20 protein-coding genes and 1 pseudogene are annotated in these 18,563 nt (G+C 62.2%); 6 read left to right on the top strand and 15 right to left on the bottom strand.

What is annotated here, in order from left to right:
* Positions 1-74: 74 nt before the first annotated feature.
* From rpsB to DY201_RS14820, 3 genes and pseudogenes are all read right to left on the bottom strand, one after another.
* Positions 75-857, bottom strand: a complete 783-nt coding sequence (rpsB, locus tag DY201_RS14830) for a 30S ribosomal protein S2 (protein WP_115731852.1) — start codon at positions 855-857, stop codon at positions 75-77.
* Between the two features lie 365 nt (positions 858-1,222).
* Positions 1,223-1,495: pseudogene (locus tag DY201_RS14825) on the bottom strand (DUF4031 domain-containing protein); the annotation flags it as partial.
* A 9-nt stretch (positions 1,496-1,504) separates the two neighbouring features.
* Positions 1,505-2,332, bottom strand: a complete 828-nt coding sequence (locus DY201_RS14820; RefSeq protein ID WP_115731850.1) for a cell envelope integrity EipB family protein — start codon at positions 2,330-2,332, stop codon at positions 1,505-1,507.
* Positions 2,333-2,475: 143 nt separating this feature from the next.
* Between DY201_RS14820 and DY201_RS14815 the strand changes: the two genes are divergently transcribed.
* Genes DY201_RS14815 through DY201_RS14805 form a run of 3 tightly spaced genes read left to right on the top strand, consistent with a single transcriptional unit; the run spans position 2,476 to position 4,918 of the window.
* Positions 2,476-2,940, top strand: a complete 465-nt coding sequence (locus DY201_RS14815) for a RidA family protein (RefSeq protein ID WP_115731849.1) — start codon at positions 2,476-2,478, stop codon at positions 2,938-2,940.
* Between the two features lie 8 nt (positions 2,941-2,948).
* Positions 2,949-3,677: a glycerophosphodiester phosphodiesterase gene (locus DY201_RS14810; RefSeq protein WP_115733809.1), complete on the top strand. Its 729-nt coding sequence runs from the start codon at positions 2,949-2,951 to the stop codon at positions 3,675-3,677.
* A 38-nt stretch (positions 3,678-3,715) separates the two neighbouring features.
* Entirely contained in the window at positions 3,716-4,918 is a 1,203-nt protein-coding gene (locus DY201_RS14805) for a GNAT family N-acetyltransferase (RefSeq protein ID WP_115731848.1), read from the top strand.
* A 3-nt stretch (positions 4,919-4,921) separates the two neighbouring features.
* Here DY201_RS14805 and DY201_RS14800 read toward each other — a convergent pair whose 3' ends face one another.
* Positions 4,922-5,251, bottom strand: a complete 330-nt coding sequence (locus DY201_RS14800; RefSeq protein WP_115733808.1) for a DMT family transporter — start codon at positions 5,249-5,251, stop codon at positions 4,922-4,924.
* An 88-nt stretch (positions 5,252-5,339) separates the two neighbouring features.
* Here DY201_RS14800 and DY201_RS14795 point away from each other — a divergent pair, with 88 nt between their 5' ends.
* Positions 5,340-5,774: an HIT family protein gene (locus DY201_RS14795; protein WP_115731847.1), complete on the top strand. Its 435-nt coding sequence runs from the start codon at positions 5,340-5,342 to the stop codon at positions 5,772-5,774.
* A gap of 15 nt (positions 5,775-5,789) precedes the next feature.
* Here DY201_RS14795 and DY201_RS14790 read toward each other — a convergent pair whose 3' ends face one another.
* From DY201_RS14790 to DY201_RS14775, 4 genes are all read right to left on the bottom strand, one after another.
* A complete protein-coding gene (locus DY201_RS14790; protein ID WP_131922289.1) occupies positions 5,790-6,035 on the bottom strand; it encodes a hypothetical protein in 246 nt (81 codons plus the stop codon).
* Between the two features lie 65 nt (positions 6,036-6,100).
* Complete coding sequence (locus DY201_RS14785) at positions 6,101-7,066, bottom strand: phosphatase PAP2 family protein (protein WP_115731845.1); 966 nt, start codon at positions 7,064-7,066, stop codon at positions 6,101-6,103.
* A 117-nt stretch (positions 7,067-7,183) separates the two neighbouring features.
* Positions 7,184-7,531, bottom strand: coding sequence for an AzlD domain-containing protein (locus DY201_RS14780; protein ID WP_115731844.1), 348 nt, complete (start codon positions 7,529-7,531; stop codon positions 7,184-7,186).
* On the bottom strand, positions 7,528-8,286 hold the full coding sequence (locus DY201_RS14775; protein WP_425358730.1) for an AzlC family ABC transporter permease: 759 nt from the start codon (positions 8,284-8,286) through the stop codon (positions 7,528-7,530). Before DY201_RS14775 ends, DY201_RS14780 begins: the two co-directional genes overlap by 4 nt.
* Positions 8,287-8,467: 181 nt before the next feature.
* Between DY201_RS14775 and DY201_RS14770 the strand changes: the two genes are divergently transcribed.
* Entirely contained in the window at positions 8,468-9,718 is a 1,251-nt protein-coding gene (locus tag DY201_RS14770) for a GGDEF domain-containing protein (protein WP_115731843.1), read from the top strand.
* A 69-nt stretch (positions 9,719-9,787) separates the two neighbouring features.
* Here DY201_RS14770 and clpA read toward each other — a convergent pair whose 3' ends face one another.
* The 3 genes from clpA to DY201_RS14755 form a co-directional block, all read right to left on the bottom strand.
* Entirely contained in the window at positions 9,788-12,259 is a 2,472-nt protein-coding gene (gene clpA / locus DY201_RS14765) for an ATP-dependent Clp protease ATP-binding subunit ClpA (protein ID WP_115731842.1), read from the bottom strand.
* 8 nt (positions 12,260-12,267) lie between these two features.
* Complete coding sequence (gene clpS, locus DY201_RS14760) at positions 12,268-12,597, bottom strand: ATP-dependent Clp protease adapter ClpS (RefSeq protein ID WP_165915888.1); 330 nt, start codon at positions 12,595-12,597, stop codon at positions 12,268-12,270.
* Between the two features lie 273 nt (positions 12,598-12,870).
* The gene (locus tag DY201_RS14755) at positions 12,871-13,200 is read right to left on the bottom strand and encodes a phasin family protein (protein ID WP_115731840.1); all 330 of its coding nucleotides are present in this window, start codon (positions 13,198-13,200) and stop codon (positions 12,871-12,873) included.
* Positions 13,201-13,528: 328 nt separating this feature from the next.
* On the opposite strand from DY201_RS14755, the gene DY201_RS14750 reads away from it, so the two are divergent.
* Positions 13,529-14,965, top strand: coding sequence for a D-alanyl-D-alanine carboxypeptidase (locus DY201_RS14750; RefSeq protein WP_115733806.1), 1,437 nt, complete (start codon positions 13,529-13,531; stop codon positions 14,963-14,965).
* Between the two features lie 42 nt (positions 14,966-15,007).
* On the opposite strand, the gene DY201_RS14745 is transcribed toward DY201_RS14750, so the two are convergent.
* The 4 genes from DY201_RS14745 to DY201_RS14730 form a co-directional block, all read right to left on the bottom strand.
* Complete coding sequence (locus DY201_RS14745; protein ID WP_115731839.1) at positions 15,008-15,703, bottom strand: DnaJ domain-containing protein; 696 nt, start codon at positions 15,701-15,703, stop codon at positions 15,008-15,010.
* Positions 15,700-16,431 carry a VWA domain-containing protein gene (locus tag DY201_RS14740; protein WP_115731838.1) on the bottom strand — a complete coding sequence of 244 codons (732 nt, stop codon included), beginning with the start codon at positions 16,429-16,431 and terminating at the stop codon, positions 15,700-15,702. The genes DY201_RS14745 and DY201_RS14740 overlap by 4 nt, the downstream gene beginning before the upstream one ends.
* 66 nt (positions 16,432-16,497) lie before the next feature.
* On the bottom strand, positions 16,498-16,935 hold the full coding sequence (locus tag DY201_RS14735) for a DUF1489 family protein (RefSeq protein ID WP_115731837.1): 438 nt from the start codon (positions 16,933-16,935) through the stop codon (positions 16,498-16,500).
* 88 nt (positions 16,936-17,023) lie between these two features.
* Positions 17,024-18,427, bottom strand: coding sequence for an L-serine ammonia-lyase (locus DY201_RS14730; RefSeq protein ID WP_115731836.1), 1,404 nt, complete (start codon positions 18,425-18,427; stop codon positions 17,024-17,026).
* Positions 18,428-18,563: the final 136 nt, after the last annotated feature.

Genomic DNA, 18,563 nt, shown 5'->3' with positions numbered 1-18,563 from the left:
TCGATGATGCGCCGAACGCCGGCGCTGATTGCGCCCAATCCTGAAAAGGAAGGCCGGTTGCCCGGCCTTCGCGATTACGCCTGGGGCGCTTCAGTCGACGGAGTCGCGTCGAGCGCAGGCTCGACCGGGACTTCAGCCGAAGCGCCGATGTCGACGCCAAGCGCGCCCTGCTGGCGGGCGATACCGTCGATCGCAGCCTTGGCAACCAGATCGCAATAGAGCTGGATGGCGCGGGCGGCGTCGTCGTTGCCGGGGATCGGGAAGTCGATCTTGTCCGGATCGCAGTTCGAATCGATGATCGCGACGACCGGAATTCCAAGACGCTTGGCTTCCTGGATGGCGATGGCTTCCTTGTTGGTGTCGATGACGAACATCAGGTCCGGCGTCGAGCCCATGTCCTTGATGCCGCCAAGGGCCTTGTCCAGCTTCTCGCGCTCGCGCTCGAGGTTCAGGCGCTCCTTCTTGGTGAAGCCGTGGGCTTCGCCAGCGAGCAGCTCGTCGAGCTTGCGCAGGCGCTGGATCGAGTTCGAGATCGTCTTCCAGTTGGTCAGCATGCCGCCGAGCCAACGCGAGTTGACGTAATACTGGGCCGAACGCTGCGCTGCGTCAGCAACGATGTCCGAAGCCTGACGCTTGGTGCCGACGAACAGCACGCGACCGCCGCGCGAAACGACGTCCGAAACCTGCTTGAGAGCCTGGTGCAGCAGCGGAACCGTCTGCGACAGGTCGATGATGTGGATGTTGTTACGGGCGCCATAGATGTAGGGCGCCATCTTCGGGTTCCAGCGGTGGGTCTGGTGGCCGAAGTGAGAACCAGCTTCGAGAAGCTGGCGCATGCTGAAATCAGGCAGTGCCATCGTTATTTCCTTATCCGGTTAGCCTCCACGGACCATGACGCTTCCAGCGATATTGCTCTAAACGCCACCGGGGGGTCTCAGCCGGATTTCTCCCGGGCAGAAACCGAAGTCCGTGTGTGGAATGCGGCGGCATATAGACGTATTGGCCGGTGAGCGCAACCCCGGGACTGGCCGGATTGCCTGGGAAAACGAGGCTTTCTGAGCTTCAGCGTGCCACCAGAAGCCTGCAACTGCTCCAGCGGTACGATGCGGCAGCAGGGTTTTCGACGGCGATTCCCTGCCCTGGGACAAAAGGCTCAGCTGCCGGCAGCCCAGCGCGATATGCTGGGTTCCTGTTCCACCTGCTTCTCGGCCACTTTCGGCTCCCGGCGCTTGAAGTTGCGCACGCGGACGCGGCGAAACACCGCCACGATCTCGTCGCGGCTGCATTCGATCGCACCAAGACGCACGGCACGGTCACGCTCGAAGCCGGTGATGTCGTAATGCGGCGCCGAGGTCTTGGGCGGCCCCTGATAGGAGGATCGCTTCAGGCCCAGCTGGGCGGCAAAGCGATGCAGTTCGTCAGTGTCGTCGGCCAGCAGGTGGCACCAGCGGTGGCCCACCCACTTCCAGATTGCCGCATCGACATAGACCGCCACGATAGCGGCCTACGGCTTGCATTCGCCTTGCGGCACTGGAAACAGAGACAGGTTGACCAGCTTGCCGGTCATCGAGAAGTCGCCGTAATCCATCACCAGGTCGCGCGTCAGGCCGTTCTCGTGCAGCTTGAAGCTGATGCGATACTCCGGCACTTCCTCGCCGCCGCCCTTGCTCTCATCGAAATAGGCGATGTCGACCGGCCAGAACTTGTCCTTGGCGAGTGCCGCGAGCGCGGGAAGCTCCGGATCGGTATCAGGCGCCTCGCTCTTCTTGCCGACGATGACGGTGGTGGTCATCACCTTGTCGGCGTCCTCGGATCCGTCGAACAGGCTCGTTTCATAGAAGGTCTCGCCCTTCTCGGCCTTGTCGATCAGCTCGACCAGGTGCTGGGTCGGGAACTGCGTCTTGGCGAGATCGACAGAGCCTGCCGACGGTTTTTCCAAAGCGACCTTGAGCCCGTTGGCTTCGCGCGTCGCCGTGCCCTTGACCTCGCGGTCGAGGTTCTGGTCGACGAAGGATTTGGTGACGAAGGAGAAGGTCTTGCCCTCGCCATCCTCGAAGGTGGTCGTCTGCTGGTCGGTGAGCCGCGTGTTCTCGCTGGTCGCGATCTGCGTCACGAAACGGAACTTGACCGTGTAGCCCTCGCAAGCGGAGCCGTTGAATTCGTAGACCATCCGGCCGGAAAGACCTGTTATCCCCGACCGGTCGGAGGCCTGGTCGAGCACAAGATCATAGACGGCGCGATGGGGTGCAAGCACGGGAGCCGCAACAGCCGGCGTCAGAGACAGCAGCGAGGTGGACAGGGTGGAAAGAAGAACAAGGCGCTTTGCGCGCATAAACTGGCTCCGATCGGCGCGGCCATGACAAGCCGCCTTGAATGATGGTCCACCTTAAAAAAAGTCGTGGCGGAAGCGAGGCAAACATAGCAGTTTCGGCGCAGCCTCACCCGACACCCGAGACTCAGAGATAAGGAAAGACGATGGGCGAAACAATCGAAAAGCGGCTAAGTGATCTTGGCATCACCCTGCCCGCAGCCGCAGCCCCTGCCGCCAACTATGTGCCATTCATGGCATCGGGCAAGCTCGTCTTCACCGCCGGCCAGCTGCCGCTCAAGGATGGCAAGCTCACCGCCACCGGCCTGCTTGGCCGAGATGTGGACGTTGCAGGCGGCAAGGAAGCGGCCAAGCAGTGCGCCGTCAACATCCTCGCCCAAGCAAAGGCAGCCCTTGGCGATCTCGAAAAGATCCGTCGCATCGTCAAGATCAGCGTCTTTGTCGCCTCGTCCTCCGACTTCACCGAGCAGCATCTCGTCGCCAATGGCGCGTCCGACTTCCTGGTCGCGGCACTTGGCGAACGCGGCAAGCATGCGCGTTCGGCCGTCGGCGTCGCCTCGCTGCCGCTGAATGCCGCCGTCGAGATCGAAGCCATCATCGAGCACGAATGAGCGGCCTCATGACCGACCTATCCTGGCTGACCGCCCGCCCGATTGCTCATCGCGGCCTGCACGACCTCAACAAGACCTGCTGGGAAAACACGCTGTCCGCCTTTGAGCGCGCAGCGGCGCGCGGCTTTGCCATCGAGTGCGATGTCCATCTGACCGCCAATGGCGACGTCGCCGTGTTTCATGACGATGTCCTGAACCGGCTGACGGGTACGGATGGCTTCATCTGGCAGCGTACGACACGCGAGCTTGCGGCACTTCGCGTCGGCGGCACCGCCGATCACGTGCCGACCCTTGCCGAAATGCTCAAGCTGGTCGACGGGCGCGTACCGCTGGTCATCGAGCTCAAGGGCATCCCCGGGCATGATGGCGAGCTCGTCGAACGCGTGGCCGCGGCCTTGCGCAACTACAAGGGCAAGGCTGCGATCATGTCCTTTGATCACTGGCTGATCCGCGATTTCTCCCGCCATGCGCCGGGCATTCCGGCCGGACTGACCGCCTGGGGCGATCTGGATCACGAGATCGAAGCGCATTTTTCGATGCTGGCACATGGCATCTCTTTTGTGTCCTACTCCGTCACGCACCTGCCGAACAGGTTTGTCAGTTTTGTGCGCGACAAGCTCGCCATGCCCGTCATAACCTGGACGGTGCGCGACCAGGACGCCGTGCGGACGACCTTCGCACAGGCCGACCAGATGACATTCGAGGGCTTCGATCCTGACGCGCTGGCGGTAGCCTGACCCTTGCAACGGCTGTTATCGAGCGTAAGTAACAACGCATGAGCAATGCGAGCGATGTCGGGGCGACGAGTGCGGATGGCAGCTATGCCGTCCGCGTCGTCTCAAGCATCAGCGAGTTCGGCCGCGACGACTGGAACAGGCTGTCGGGCACGTCCAGAACTTCAGAATCGGCCTACAACCCATTTGTTTCATTTGATTTTCTGAGCATTCTCGAGGAATCCGGCTGCGCCGTGCGCAAGGCCGGCTGGCAAGGCCACCATCTCCGGCTGGAAAAGGCCGACGGCAGCTTTCTCGGCGCACTTGCCTGCTACGCCAAGTCACACAGTCAGGGCGAATATGTCTTCGATCATGGCTGGGCCGACGCTTTCGAGCGCGCCGGCGGACGATACTATCCCAAACTCCAGGCTTCGATACCGTTCACGCCCGCGACCGGCCCTCGCCTGCTGGCTGTTCCGGGCGCCACGGCCACTGCGACGAAGGCAGCGCTGGCAACGGCGCTGCGCAGTGTCGCCGAAGGCGTCGGCGTATCATCGGCACATGTAACCTTCGCCGAGCCGGACGAAGTCGACATTCTCGCCGATACGGGCTTCCTGCGCCGCACCGACCAGCAGTTCCACTTCTTCAACGAAGGCTTTGGCAACTATGACGATTTTCTCGCCACGCTGGCCTCGCGCAAGCGCAAGGCGCTGAAGAAGGAGCGACGCGAGGCGCTGGCCGAAGGCATATCGATCGAACGCCTGACCGGCAAGGACATCACCGAAGCGCATTGGGACGATTTTTTCGCTTTCTACATGGACACCGGCGGCCGCAAATGGGGTCGGCCCTATCTGAACCGGACGTTTTTCTCACTGATCGGCGAGCGCATGGCCGACGACGTGCTGCTGGTCATGGCCAGGCGCGGCGGCCGCTACATAGCGGGCGCGATCAATTTCATCGGCTCCGATGCGCTCTACGGCCGCAACTGGGGCTGCATCGAAGACCATCCCTTCCTGCATTTCGAGGTCTGCTACCACCAGGCCATCGACTTTGCCATCGAACGCAAGCTCAGGGTCGTCGAAGCAGGCGCGCAAGGCGAGCACAAGCTGGCGCGCGGCTATCGCCCCGTCACGACGCAGTCAGCCCACTACATCGTCCATCCCGGCCTTCGCCGCGCCGTCGCCGAATATCTCGAGCGCGAACGCCGGGAAGTCGCCCAGATCGGCGAATATCTCGAGGATCACGGGCCGTTCCGGCGCGGCTGACGTTCAGTGGGCTACCGACTTGGAGAAGAGGTTGATCACGATGACACCCGCCATGATCAACCCGATGCCGAGAAGTGCCGGCAGATCGAGCGTCTGGCGGAACCAGATCCAGGCGATCGCCGTGATGAAGACGATGCCGGCACCGCACCACATCGCATAGACGATGCCGACCGGCACCTGGCGCAGCACAAGGGACAGGAAATAGAAGGCGCAGGCATAGCCGGCCAGCGCTACGACGGATGGCCACAGCCGCGTGAAACCGTTGGTTTCCTTGAGGGCGGAGGTTGCAACGACCTCGAAGGCCACCGCCACGATCAGATAGATATAGTTCAACTCAGCTCCTTGCAGCCTTCCGCGGCTTGACGTTCCGCCTGCCAGCGCCGAAACATCCACCACGAAATCGCAGCAAACGGGATAGGCCATGTCGAGCGCCGCTTACGATCCAAACAACATCTTCGCCAAGATCCTGCGCGGCGAGATCCCCTCGCATCGTGTCTACGAAGACGATGCGGTGGTGGCGTTCATGGACGTGATGCCGCAGAGCACCGGCCACACTCTCGTGGTGCCAAAAACGCCGTCGCGCAATCTGCTCGATGCCGAGCCAAAAACATTCGACCGGCTTTTTTCAGCGGTCCAGAAGGTGGCAAGGGCCGCTCAACAGGCCTTTGACGCCGACGGCATCGTCATTTCCCAGTTCAACGAAGCTGCGGCCGGCCAGACGGTGTTCCATCTCCACGTCCACATCGTGCCCCGCTTCGAAGGCGTCGCACCCAGGGGCCACGCGGCGGTGATGGAAAAGCCGGAAGTACTGGCTGAGAACGCCGAGAAGATCAGGGCTGCGCTGGCAGCAGCATAAGCGGCGCAGCACCTTTCAGGCCGGCGACAGCGTCACATCGGTTGCCGGCTTGTCGAGTGCATCATGGATCGCCAGCCCCACCCGCCAGACCACGAAGGTGATGGCAGTGCGGGGGGCGATCAGGTCTACGAGATTGTGTCCGCCCTGGACCAGGATGGGGCGCGCGAGCAGCGCGTTCATGCCGATCAGTCCCATGCGGAAAACATGATAAGGCCACTCGGCAAGAAGCGTGATCAGCCCCATGACCGCGTGGAACCACAAAAAGCCGAGACCTCGATGGTTGCGACATCTACCGCCACCTTGGCGCGCCAATTGGATGGAAGTTCTCAGACCCTGCTGGCGAGCAGGCGATGGCTTCTACGGCCTTCAACAGCCGCGGAGAGCGCCTCAGCCATCTTCCAGGCGAAAAACGCCACAAGGATGCCGGCCAAGGCGTCGGCAAGATGATGCCCCCCGTCGATCGGCGTCGACAGGATGACGGCAAGGTTCAGTACCAGCACCGGCCAGAACCAGATCCTGACCTTCCGGAAAGCCATCATGGTCAACACTGAAAGCGTGCAGTGATAGGACGGGAACGCAATGAGTCCTTGCGGTTGATCGAGTGAGATCAAGCGGGACGCGCCGTCGCGAATGTCAAAAAACGCCTGCTTGTATGCGAGATCGATGATTGGCCTGTTCAAAGCCATGAAGTCGGCGGGTGGACGTATGGTCCCGAGAGCCCCGGCCGCCGGCAAGAGGGCAGAGACCAGAATGGACACCAGCGCACCGACCATAACCGCCGTCACGAAATGCTGAACTCTTCGGGTTCGGCCCAACAAGCTAAGTGCAAGTATCGTCAATGCCACCTGCGACAGCGATGTGACATAGACCATCGAAGACAGTTGACCGAGCCAGGGTCTCGCATTGACGAATTCGACATAGGCGCGCCAGTCGAAACCCAGCGCGGCGTCGAACGTGATCAGCCGGTCGTCGATCAGCGGCATGTTGCTTGAGATCACCAAAACGCTGAGTACGGCCGCAGCCGCAGAGAATGCCAACAGCACAGCTGTCTCGGCGCACAAGACCTGGAATCGTTCGACCGGGCGCCTCACGGCATATAACCAAGATATGAACGTCAGTCCGGATACCACGACAACAACCTTGACCGCACTGCCAGGTTCAAAAACGAAGTCCGTCGCCCATATCCACTGCGCGTCGATTGCGATCAGCAAGCCGACGAGTGCCATTTTGACGGACAGGACGGCATCAATCCGCTGCCTGTGTACAGGCGTTGTCGCTTCCAGTTCAGCCATTTGCGGATCCCCCAACCCTTGGATATGATACGCATCGGCAATTAAGCTGTCGTGAATATGCCGCCACGCAATGGAAACAAAGCTGAGACTTCGGCATAGGCGGAACGTCTCTTTGGCTCAGAAACTCCACATCCCGACCAGCAGGATCACTTCCGCCACAACGATGCCGACCAGGATCTTCCGCCCGAGATAGAGATATGCAAGGAAGCCTGCGCCGGCTGCGACGATGCGCAAGGCGAGTGCCGTGTCGATAAGTGCCCCGCTGGGAAAAACGATCAGATTGCCGATGACGGCGGCGACAAGTGCGGTGGCGAGTGCGCGAACCAGGACGAGAAGGTCGGAATTCTCGCTGAGACGGTCGCCGAGATAGACCCCGAGGAAACGCCAGGCGTCGGTTGCGAGCCAGCCGCCGACGAGGATGAACAGGAACGGCCACCACCAGCTGTCGACTGCGCCGAAGGTCATGCCGATGCCCTCCGCCGCGCCAGCTTGTGGAAGGCAAAGGCGGTCCCACCGCCGATGAGCCCGGCGCCAAGCAGGTCGAAACCGGGGATGACGAGATGGAGCAGCGGGCCGAGGATGAGCCCGAGGACCATGGCGACATGCCCTGCCCGTTCTCGCGCCGATCCCCAGAGCGAGGTCAGGAAATACATCGGCGTGAGCAAGAACAATGCCGCCGAGACGATCGGCGGCAGACTGTCGGCGACGAGATAGACGACGGCCGTAACCGCCATGTTGAACAGCACGAGCGTCGACCCGAGCCCGGCATAATAGCTGGTGCGCAGTTCGCGCGGGATGCCGCGCAGCCGCTCCATCGCCAGCACCCAGGAGGTGACGGCGACGAAATGCGACAGGACATAGAGTACCCAGCGTGGTGTCCTGGGCCCGCGCAGTTCGGGCACCAGCGCCACCACCATCGGCGTCAGCCGGATCGATGACAGCGCCACGGCGAAAGCCGCCGCCGGCAACGAAGCGCCGGAGAGAATGGCGCCGATCAGCACCACCTTGGCCGGAAGCGCCCAGACCATACCGACCATGAAGACGGTCTGCGCCAGCGTCAGCCCAGCCTCCTTGGCAAGCCCGGCAAAGCCGATGAAGGCGCTGGCAAGGATAAGGCCAGGGATCGAGAAGGCGGCACGAACGCCGCGCAGATACCAGAGGCGGCGTGTCGACAGGCTCGGCGTTGGAGATGTGGGGTCAGCAGGCATTGAAAGGCGCATAGCATGGCCTCCCGGCCAAGTCAGCGCCTCACTCCGCCTGGCGCAATGAACCTGCGCCTCGTGACCGCTGCCCGGGCCGGGCAACATCGTGCCGACCAGCGAAACGGACGGCATATTAACGGTTTACGTACCGCGAATGTGTAGGTAGGCCTTTAGGTGGAAAGCGAGGAACAGCCACGTCATGACAGGTGCATTGCTGCTCGTCCTGCAGGCGCTGATCTACTTCGTGACCATGGCCGCGGTTTTCCATTCACGCCACAGATTCGGCATCGGCATCTTCGTTTGCGTGCTCGGCGTGATGCACTTCCTCGAGACCTATCTCGCCGCGGTGTTCTTCGTTCAGCTGCCCTTCGGCCTGATATCGCCCGGCTCGACCGTCATGTTCTCCGGCAAGCTGATGATGTTCCTCCTGCTCTACATCAAGGAGGATGCCGAGACGGTGCGCCAGCCGATCTACGGGCTGTTGATCGGCAACTGCCTGATGGTGGCGCTGGCCCTGATCCTGCGCCTGTACGGCAACGTCGCCGAAATGCCGGGCTATCAGCCTGATCTGACGTTCCTCGACGACATGGGCGTACTGATGGTCTGGGGAACGGCACTGCTGTTCCTCGACAGCATCGCCCTGATCCTGATCTACGAGAAGCTCGGCCAGCGTATCGCCAACACGCTGTTCAAGCGCATTTTCCTGAGCGCGGCACTGGTCCTCACCTTCGACCAGTTGATGTTCTTTCTCGGTCTCCACCTCGTATCGGGCGTGCCGATCAGCGCGCTCTACGGCGGCTGGATCGCCAAGATGGCGGCAGCCGCGCTCTACAGCACTATGCTCGTGGTCTACCTCAGGCACGTCGAAAGCCGGCCGGCACTGGCCGGGCCGGAACCGCTGCTCAAGGTCTTTGACCGGCTGACATTCCGCCACCGCTACGAGGACCTGCTGCAAAAGACCGGCAAGGACACGCTGACCGGCACAAGCGACCGTGGGCATTTCGAAGCTGTGGCGCAGTCGCTGATCGACAGGCCGCTGGCCGACCGCCAGCCGGTGAGCCTGTTGATGATCGACATCGACCACTTCAAGAGCATCAACGACCAGCATGGCCACGTCACCGGCGACAAGGTGCTCAAGGATGTCGCACGTGCGCTGGACGGCGCGCTGCGCAGCGGCGACCGGCTGTTCCGCTATGGCGGCGAGGAATTCGTTGCCATCTGCCAGGATTTGAACGCCGGCGACGCGACAATCCTCGCCGAACGCCTTCGCTCAGCGGTGGCAACCATGACACTGGCCGAACCCGGCCTGAGCACCACCGTCAGCATCGGGGTGACGACCGCCAAGAGCGGTCCTGTTTCGGCCGAACAGATGATCCGGGACGCCGACACCTGGCTCTATCGCGCCAAGCGGCTCGGCCGCAACCGTGTCGAAAGCCCGCTTGTTGCCTGACAAAGGCCGTCCAGCGCTTTGAATGAACAAAAAAAGAAGCCCCGTTTCCGGGGCTTCTTGGTACTTCAATCAGCCTTTTCGAGGCAGTTGCGGAACCAGACTGCGCTTGCCGCCATCCTTGCCCTTCGGCTCCGACTTCGGCTTTGCCGCCACGACCTTCTTGGCGACAGGCTTCTTGGCAGCTGCCTTCTTGACCTTCGGACGATCGGCCGGATCTTCCTTCTTCGGCTTCACCGGCACTTCGTCGGCGAGCGTCTCGAGCTTCAGGCCGGACTCGCCGGTTTCCTTCTTCTCGACGGTAACGCGCACCGTGCCGCCCTTCCTGAGCTTGCCGAACAGCACTTCGTCGGCCAGCGGCTTCTTGATGTGCTCCTGGATGACGCGGCCGAGCGGACGCGCGCCCATGCGCTCGTCGTAGCCTTTCTCGGCCAGCCAGGCGATGGCATCCGGCGACAGGTCGAAAGTAACGCCACGCTCCGAAAGCTGGGCCTCCAACTGCATGACGAACTTCTGCACGACCTGATGCACCACCGGCACCGGCAGCGAGCCGAACGGGATGATGGCATCGAGACGGTTGCGGAACTCCGGCGTGAACAGCCGGTTTATCGCCTCGACATCGTCGCCTTCGCGTTTTGTCGATCCAAAGCCGATCGCCGCGCGCTGCGCGTCGGACGCACCCGCATTGGTGGTCATGATCAGGATGACATTGCGGAAGTCGATCTGCTTGCCGTTGTGGTCGGTCAGCTTGCCGTGGTCCATGACCTGCAACAGGATGTTGAACAGGTCGGGATGGGCCTTTTCGACTTCGTCGAGCAGCAGCACGCAATGCGGATGCTGGTCGACACCGTCGGTCAGCAGGCCGCCCTGGTCGAAGCCGACATATCCGGGCGGCGCGCCGATCAGGCGGCTGACGGTATGGCGCTCCATATACTCCGACATGTCGAAGCGGATCAGTTCGACGCCGAGCGACAGTGCAAGCTGCTTTGCCACTTCGGTCTTGCCGACGCCGGTCGGGCCCGAGAACAGGTAGGAGCCGATCGGCTTCTCCGGTTCGCGCAGGCCCGCACGTGCCAGCTTGATCGCCGAGGTAAGCGCGGTGATCGCCGTGTCCTGTCCGTAGACGACACGCTGCAGTTCGACCTCGAGGCCGGCCAGCACCTTTTCGTCGTCGGCCGAGACCGTCTTCGGCGGGATGCGCGCCATGGTGGCGATCGTCGCTTCGATCTCCTTGATGCCGATCGTCTTCTTGCGCTTGCCTTCCGGCAAAAGCATCTGCGACGCGCCCGTCTCGTCGATCACGTCGATCGCCTTGTCGGGCAGCTTGCGGTCGTTGATGTAGCGCGCCGAAAGCTCGACCGCCGCCTTGATCGCCTCGTTGGTGAACTTCACCTTGTGGAAGTCCTCATAGTAGGGCTTGAGGCCCTTCATGATCTCGATGGCGTCATCGACGGTCGGCTCGTTGACATCGATCTTCTGGAAACGACGGACAAGCGCCCTGTCCTTCTCGAAGAACTGGCGGAACTCCTTGTAGGTGGTCGAGCCGATGCAGCGGATGGCACCCGACGACAGCGCCGGCTTGAGCAGGTTGGAAGCGTCCATTGCGCCACCGGACGTTGCACCCGCACCGATCACCGTGTGGATCTCGTCGATGAACAGCACCGCGCCCGGATACTCCTCGAGCTCCTTGACGACCTGCTTCAAACGCTCCTCGAAGTCGCCGCGATAACGCGTGCCGGCAAGCAGCGTGCCCATGTCGAGCGCAAAGATGGTGGCATCCTCGAGCACTTCAGGGACATCGCCTTCGACGATGCGCTTGGCCAGGCCTTCGGCAATGGCCGTCTTGCCCACGCCGGGATCACCGACATAGAGCGGGTTGTTCTTGGAGCGCCGGCACAGCACCTGAATGGTGCGGTTGATCTCGGACTCCCGGCCGATCAGCGGATCGATCTTGCCGGCGCGCGCCTTGACGTTGAGGTTGACGCAATAGGCGGTCAACGCATCCTGTTGCTTCTTGCCCTTGCCCGTCTCTTCGCCTGCCTCGCCGTTCGAGCCATGCTGCTCTTCGTCGGCGCCGCGCGGGCTGCGGGTCTCGGTGGCTCCGGGACGCTTGGCGATGCCGTGCGAGATATAGTTGACCGCGTCATAGCGGGTCATCTGCTGTTCCTGCAGGAAATAGGCGGCGTGGCTTTCGCGCTCGGCGAAGATCGCAACAAGCACGTTGGCGCCGGACACTTCCTCGCGCCCGGATGACTGGACGTGGATGACGGCGCGCTGGATGACGCGCTGGAAACCGGCGGTCGGCTTAGAATCCTCGTCATAGCCGGTGACGAGATTGTCGAGCTCGGTGTCGATATAGGTCAGCACTGTCTGCTTAAGTTCGTCGAGATCGACGTTGCAGGCACGCATGACGGCGGCCGCCTCATTGTCATCGATGAGGGCGAGCAGCAGATGTTCAAGGGTTGCATATTCGTGGTGACGCTCGTTGGCGAGCGTCAACGCCTGATGCAGCGCTTTTTCGAGGCCCTGGGAGAAAGCCGGCATTCAATACCTCACTTCTTCTCCATCACGCATTGCAGCGGATGCTGGTTCTGTCTGGCGAAATCCATGACCTGGGACACTTTGGTCTCGGCCACTTCGAAGGTGTAGATCCCGCATTCGCCGACGCCATGATTATGGACATGCAACATGATGCGGGTAGCGGCCTCCTTGTCCTTCTGGAAGAAGCGTTCGAGCACGTGCACGACGAACTCCATCGGGGTGTAGTCGTCATTGAGGATGAGCACCCGGTAGAGGCTCGGCCGCTTGGTCTTGGTCTTCGTACGGGTGATGACAGCCGTGCCACGGCTTGGGCCGTTGCCTCCCTCGTCACCGTTCTGCATCCGCGCCACGACGTCGTTCGTGGCTTCCAAGCCGGTCGTCAATCTGGTTCTGCCCTTCATCAATTCCGACACTTCGTCATGTAGGTGTCATTAGGGGGATTTTAAGCCCTTCTGACGTGCTGACAATACGGTGACGGGGGCGGCATGGCCCGAATTGCCATAAACGTGAAGCACTTGTGCAAAAGAAAAACAAAAAACCCGGCTGCGCGAGCGCAACCGGGTCGTATCTGCCGGATCTTTCGATCCAGCCCCCAGAAATCGGGGATCAGTCGATCACTTCGCCTTGGCGACGAGCGACTCAAACGGCTTGTAGGCGTCCTTGGCAAGTTCGGCATACAGTTCGCCGAGCTTGGTCGCCTCGGCGACAAAACCTTCATAAGCCTGCTTGGCATAGTCAGTCTGGATTTCGACGGCCTTTTCGAGCGACTTGACGCCGAGCAGCTTCTCGAAAGTGGCTGCACCCGACTCGAAGCTCTTCTTGGTGTAGTCGGTGGTCTCGGTGGCGATCGCCTGCGCGCCCTTGGAGAGCGAAGCGAAGCTCTTCAGGCCGGTGTCGACGAAGTCCTTGCCGTATTTGCTGAAATCTTCATAGGTCTGGGTCATCGCTGCATCCTTTCGGGTTCCGCGCGCTGCGCTATGTGATTGTGCGATGCAGCCTAGATATTGTGCAGCGCACAAAATGTCAACTGACCCGACGTCATTTCGCACCGTCCAAACGACGACCCCATTCGGTAAAACTAGACTAAAGCCCAATCAAAAGTGTGAACGAGCCGGTTACCATAAACGGATTGGTAACGCTGTGACCCTACTGTGCATCGATACGGGGCAGGAACCTTTGCCGCCCTTCATGCAACAATAATTCAAGGGTGTAACAGTGCGTCAAGCGTTGCCGGGTAAAGTGCTCAAGTCGGCCATCTCCATCAAAACGTTCATGGTTTTCACTCTTGCCGCAGCCATCGGCATCGCGTCCGCAGCCCCTGTTTCGGCGGCGAAGGACAGCAGATACGCAGCGATCGTCATCGATGCAAACACCGGCGAGACGCTTCACTCGTCAAGCGCCGATTCCCGGCGCTATCCGGCGTCGCTGACCAAGATGATGACGCTTTATCTGACCTTCGAGGCACTTTCGAAGGGCCGGATCCAGAAAGATTCCCAGGTCGTATTCTCCAAGAATGCCGCTGCCGAGCCTCCGACCAAGATCGGCGTCAAGGCTGGCGGTTCGATCAGCGTCGAGGCGGCGATCCTCTCGCTCATAACGCGCTCGGCAAACGACGCTTCGACCGCACTTGGCGAAATGATCGGCGGCTCCGAGGAAAACTTCGCCCGCATGATGACCGCCAAGGCACGCAGCCTCGGCATGAAGGGCACGGTGTTCCGCAATGCCAACGGCCTGCCCAACACCGCCCAGTTCACCACCGCACGCGACATGGCCAAGCTTGGTATCGCGTTGCGCGAGCATTTCCCGCAATATTACAGCTACTTCTCGACGCGCTCCTTCGCCTTCGGTCGCCAGCGCATCGCCAACCACAATCGCCTGCTCGGCCGCATCAAGGGCGTCGACGGCATCAAGACCGGTTACACCCGCGCATCAGGCTTCAACCTGGTTTCCTCGGTCCAGGACGGCAACCGCCGCATCGTCGCAGTCGTTCTCGGCGGCACCAGCGGCGCCAGCCGCGACAACAAGATGGCCGAGCTGATCAAGACCTACATGCCGCAGGCCTCCAGGCGCGGCGGTGGCGACCTGATCGCCAAGACCGACACGCCGATGCCGGCCGTCGCCGTCGCCAAGGCTCAGCTGCCTAAGCGCAATGCGCCGATGCCCGGCATGCGTCCGCAAACCGAAGAGATCGTCGTCGCCGACGCCTCTGCCAACGAAGCCGTCGAGAGCGACGAAGTGGCCGTCGCCGCGGCCGTACCTGCTCCTAAGCCGGTTATCACTCGCAGCGCCGAGCCGAAGATCGCCATGGCTTCGACCGAACGTTTTGGCGGCAAGATTCCGTTCCAGATCCGCAAGGCCAAGGATGCCGTGCCGAGCGAACCGGCCGGCGTCGAGCAGGCTTATGCCGAACAGCGCGCCCCCGCCGTCCAGGCCCTGGACCAGATGAAGACCGCGTCGGTTCCCTCGGGCTGGGCCATCCAGGTCGCGTCGTCGCCAAGCGATGGCGAAGCCCGCAAGATCCTCGACAAGACCGCCAAGCAGGTTCCAGCGGTTCTGGCCGATGCCTCCGCCTACACCGTGCCCTTCGAGAAGGGCGGCGTGACCTACTTCCGTGCCCGCTTTGCCGGCTTCGATTCCAAGGACGCTGCCTGGAATGCCTGCAACGCACTGAAGAAGAAGAAGATCGCCTGCTACGCCATCGCGCAGTAGGCACACCCCAACCTCCTGGAAAGTTCTGTGTCGAAGGAGAGTCTAGTGATGATCGGAGAGAAGGACGTCCTTGGCTTCGTTGATCCTCGCCGCGAGGAAAGACGAGCCTCCGAGATCGGGATGCAGGCGCTGAATCAGTCGTCGATGCGCCTTGCGGACATCCGCCGCGGCGGCCCCCGCTTCAAGACCAAGGACCTTGTAGGCCTCCTCCTTAGTCATGGCGCCAGAACTTGGCGCAACACGCTGCCCGTCGTCTCGGTCAGGTTGCGCGTCTTCTCGCCAAACGGGAAAGCGGCCGTCAAGATAGGTCTCAAGTAGCTGGCGGCTTTCCGGATCGCCGGACAGCTCCTTGTAGAGTGCTTTCAGTTCGGTGAGGCCGAGTGAAGCAAGTGACTTGCCTTCCTGATGGCCGGCCAGGACAAAACCCTGCAGGCCTCCGGTGTCGTGATCGAGCTCCATTTCGAGCGCCGCGGTCCTTACGGTCGAACGCCGCCCCGGCGTTCGACTGGTAGAAGCCCCCCTCCTGCCGGCGGCGTACCATGCCAGAGCCGCGGAGATCAGGCCGCCGCCGACGGCTGCCCGGCCCAACAGCAACAACACCACGCCAACCAGCCCCAGCGCCAACGGCCCGGCCATCTTCAGCGCCTTGGCAAGCTGGGTTGCGTCGGCGCGCAGGAACACGGTGACAACAAGCGTCGTAAACACCAGGACAGCGGCAAGGATGGCGAGAACTGTCATGGTGCCTTGCCGCTCCTTAAATGCTCGATCATCAGAATGTCCTCAGGACGGCCCCTCGCCTCCAGCGCCTTGATGCCGCCCGTGGCAAAGACGGCGACGGCCGACAGCAGCTTCGACAAGGTCGCCGCGGCCTTGCGGTCAAAGCGGAACCAGGCGCCCTTGGACAGCCGCGCGATCTCCTTGAAGGCGCGCTCGGCGTCTGCGTCATGGCCTTCCTGGAAGACGAAAGCCGGAACGCCCAACAAGCCAAGCTTGCCGGCGTTCTCGGCCAGTTCGTCGATGTTTTCTTCCATCGCATCGCCGATATAGACCAGCGCATCGACCTTGGTGGTGGCCGTTTCCTTGAGCGTATGCGCCAGCACCTTGCCGACCTGTGTCTGACCGCTGCGGCACTGGATCGACGTCATCAGCTGCTTGAGTGAAGCAGTCTCGGCGACGAATTTCGACGCCCGGCATTCGCCAAGCCCGCGGAAGTAGACCAGTTGCACATTCAGCCTGCCGGTGTTGCCGACGGCATCGAACATCTGGCCCTGCAACTCGCAGGCGAGATCCCAGGTCGGCTGCCGGCTCATCGTGGCGTCTAGCGCCAGCACCAGCCGGCCATTGGCCTTGCTGGCGGCCAGCACGCGCGCCTGGCGAACGAACGCGTCGATCGCCGCGGAATCCGAACGGCGCTCGGCCGGCGGGTGATTGGCTGAAGTAGCCGGGGGCTTGCTTTGCTCGCTCATCAGCAAAGAAGATGTGGCGGCGCGCGATTGCTTGCAAGCCCGTCGTTGCGGGCGTCAGCGCCTGGGCTAGAGCAGGCCGAGCTCGGCAAGCTCCAGCCGCAGCTTTGGCGGCATTTCGGCAAGGCCTGCATTGCCCTGGCCTAGATCGGCAGGCGCATCTGATATCTTGAGGTAACGCCAGCCCTGGAACGCGCGTCGCGGCTGCCAGTCGGTGCGCACGACAGTCGGCTCGAGAATGAGGTGGCAGCGGCCGATGCCTTCGGAATCTGTAAACGGCCGGATTTCCAGCAGGCGCTGGCGGCACTGAACATTGCCCTTGATGACCCAGTAGAGCGAGCCGCCGGCGGTCAGCTCAGCGCCCCGCGTCGGCACCATGCGGGTGGTGTGGAACTGCTCCACCGGCTCGCCATTGCGCCTGCGCTCGTCCAGGCGGAAGGCGATCCATTCCTCGAGGTCCTCGACGCTGTCGCAGCCGACGCAGAGTTTTAGCATGTTCAGAGACATGGCTGGAAAACTAGCGTCTCCGTCGGACGCATTCAACGCCGGCAGTGGTTTTGCACAGGCTGGCCTGTTGGGCCAGCCTGTCGGCCCCTCAGCACTCGACGACGTTGACCGCGAGACCGCCGAGGCTGGTTTCCTTGTACTTCTCGCTCATGTCCATGCCGGTCTGGCGCATCGTCTCGATGGCGGCGTCGAGCGGCACGAAATGCTTGCCGTCGCCCTTGATCGCAAGTGACGCCGCGGTGACCGCCTTAACCGCGCCGAGCGCGTTGCGCTCGATGCACGGCACTTGGACCAGGCCACCGACGGGATCGCAGGTCATGCCGAGATGGTGTTCGAGCGCGATTTCGGCAGCGTTCTCGACCTGCTCGGGCGTACCGCCCATGACCGCGCACAGGCCGGCCGCCGCCATCGCCGAAGCCGAGCCGACCTCGCCCTGGCAGCCGACCTCGGCGCCCGAGATGGAGGCGTTGGTCTTGATGATGCCACCCACGGCGGCTGCGGTCAGCAGGAAGTCGCGGATGCTGTCCTTGTCGGCCTCGACATGGAAATGCAGCCAGTAGCGCAGGACGGCAGGCAGCGTGCCCGCAGCACCGTTGGTCGGCGCCGTGACGACGCGGCCACCGGCGGCGTTCTCTTCGTTGACGGCCATGGCGTAGATCGACAGCCAGTCATTGGCGAGCAGCGGATTGGGCCGGTTCTGGCTCCACTGTTCCTGCAGCTTGTCGTGCAGCTGGCGGGCGCGGCGACGAACCTTGAGGCCGCCCGGCATGATGCCGTCCTGCGACAGGCCACGGTCGATGCAGCGGCTCATTGCGTCCCAGACGGCATCGAGACCGGCATCGAGATCGGCGCGCTGCATGTGGATTTCTTCGTTGGCGCGCTTCATCTCGGCAATGGAGAGCCCGCTCCGCGACGCCATGGCCAGCATCTCGACCGCATTGGCAAACGGGTATGGCACACGCTTGCCCGCCGCCGGAGCCACGGTCTTGGCCTTCATTCGCTGCAGCTCTTCCTCCGAGACAACGAAGCCCCCGCCGATGGAGTAATAGATGCGCTTGAGCAGCAGGCGATCGCTCACGTCATAGGCGTAAAACGCCATTCCATTGGCGTGGCCGAGCAGCGGCGTCTTCTTGTCGAGCACAAGATCGATGCCCGGATCGAAGCGGTAGGATGGATGGCCCTCCGGCGACACACGCTTGTCGCGCGAGATCTGCTCGACGATGCCGTCCGTCTGGTCCGGGTCGACGGTGACAGGGGTCAGCCCGTAGAGGCCGAGCATGACGGCGCGGTCGGTTCCGTGGCCGACGCCGGTGTAGGCGAGCGATCCGTGCAGGCTCGCGCCGACGCGGTCGACCTTGGCGCCTGCCGGGCGTGGCCAGTCGCCGGTGAGGATCTCGTCGAGAAAACGCGCAGCCGCCGTCATCGGCCCCATCGTGTGCGAGCTCGACGGACCAATGCCGATCTTGAACAGGTCGAATACCGAAAGAAACAAATTTCACTCCCTGCGACGTCGGCGGCTCATGTCGCGTATGTATACGATCATTCCGCCCTTTTCACGTCCATGGCTAGGCGCGATCCGACGTGGTTTGCTCAGCGCGCGACATTTGAAAAAACCGCCTGATAAAGCA

It is taken from the genome of Aminobacter aminovorans (genome assembly GCF_900445235.1).
GTDB lineage: Bacteria > Pseudomonadota > Alphaproteobacteria > Rhizobiales > Rhizobiaceae > Aminobacter > Aminobacter aminovorans.
This window is presented reverse-complemented; position numbering and strand designations above follow the sequence as displayed.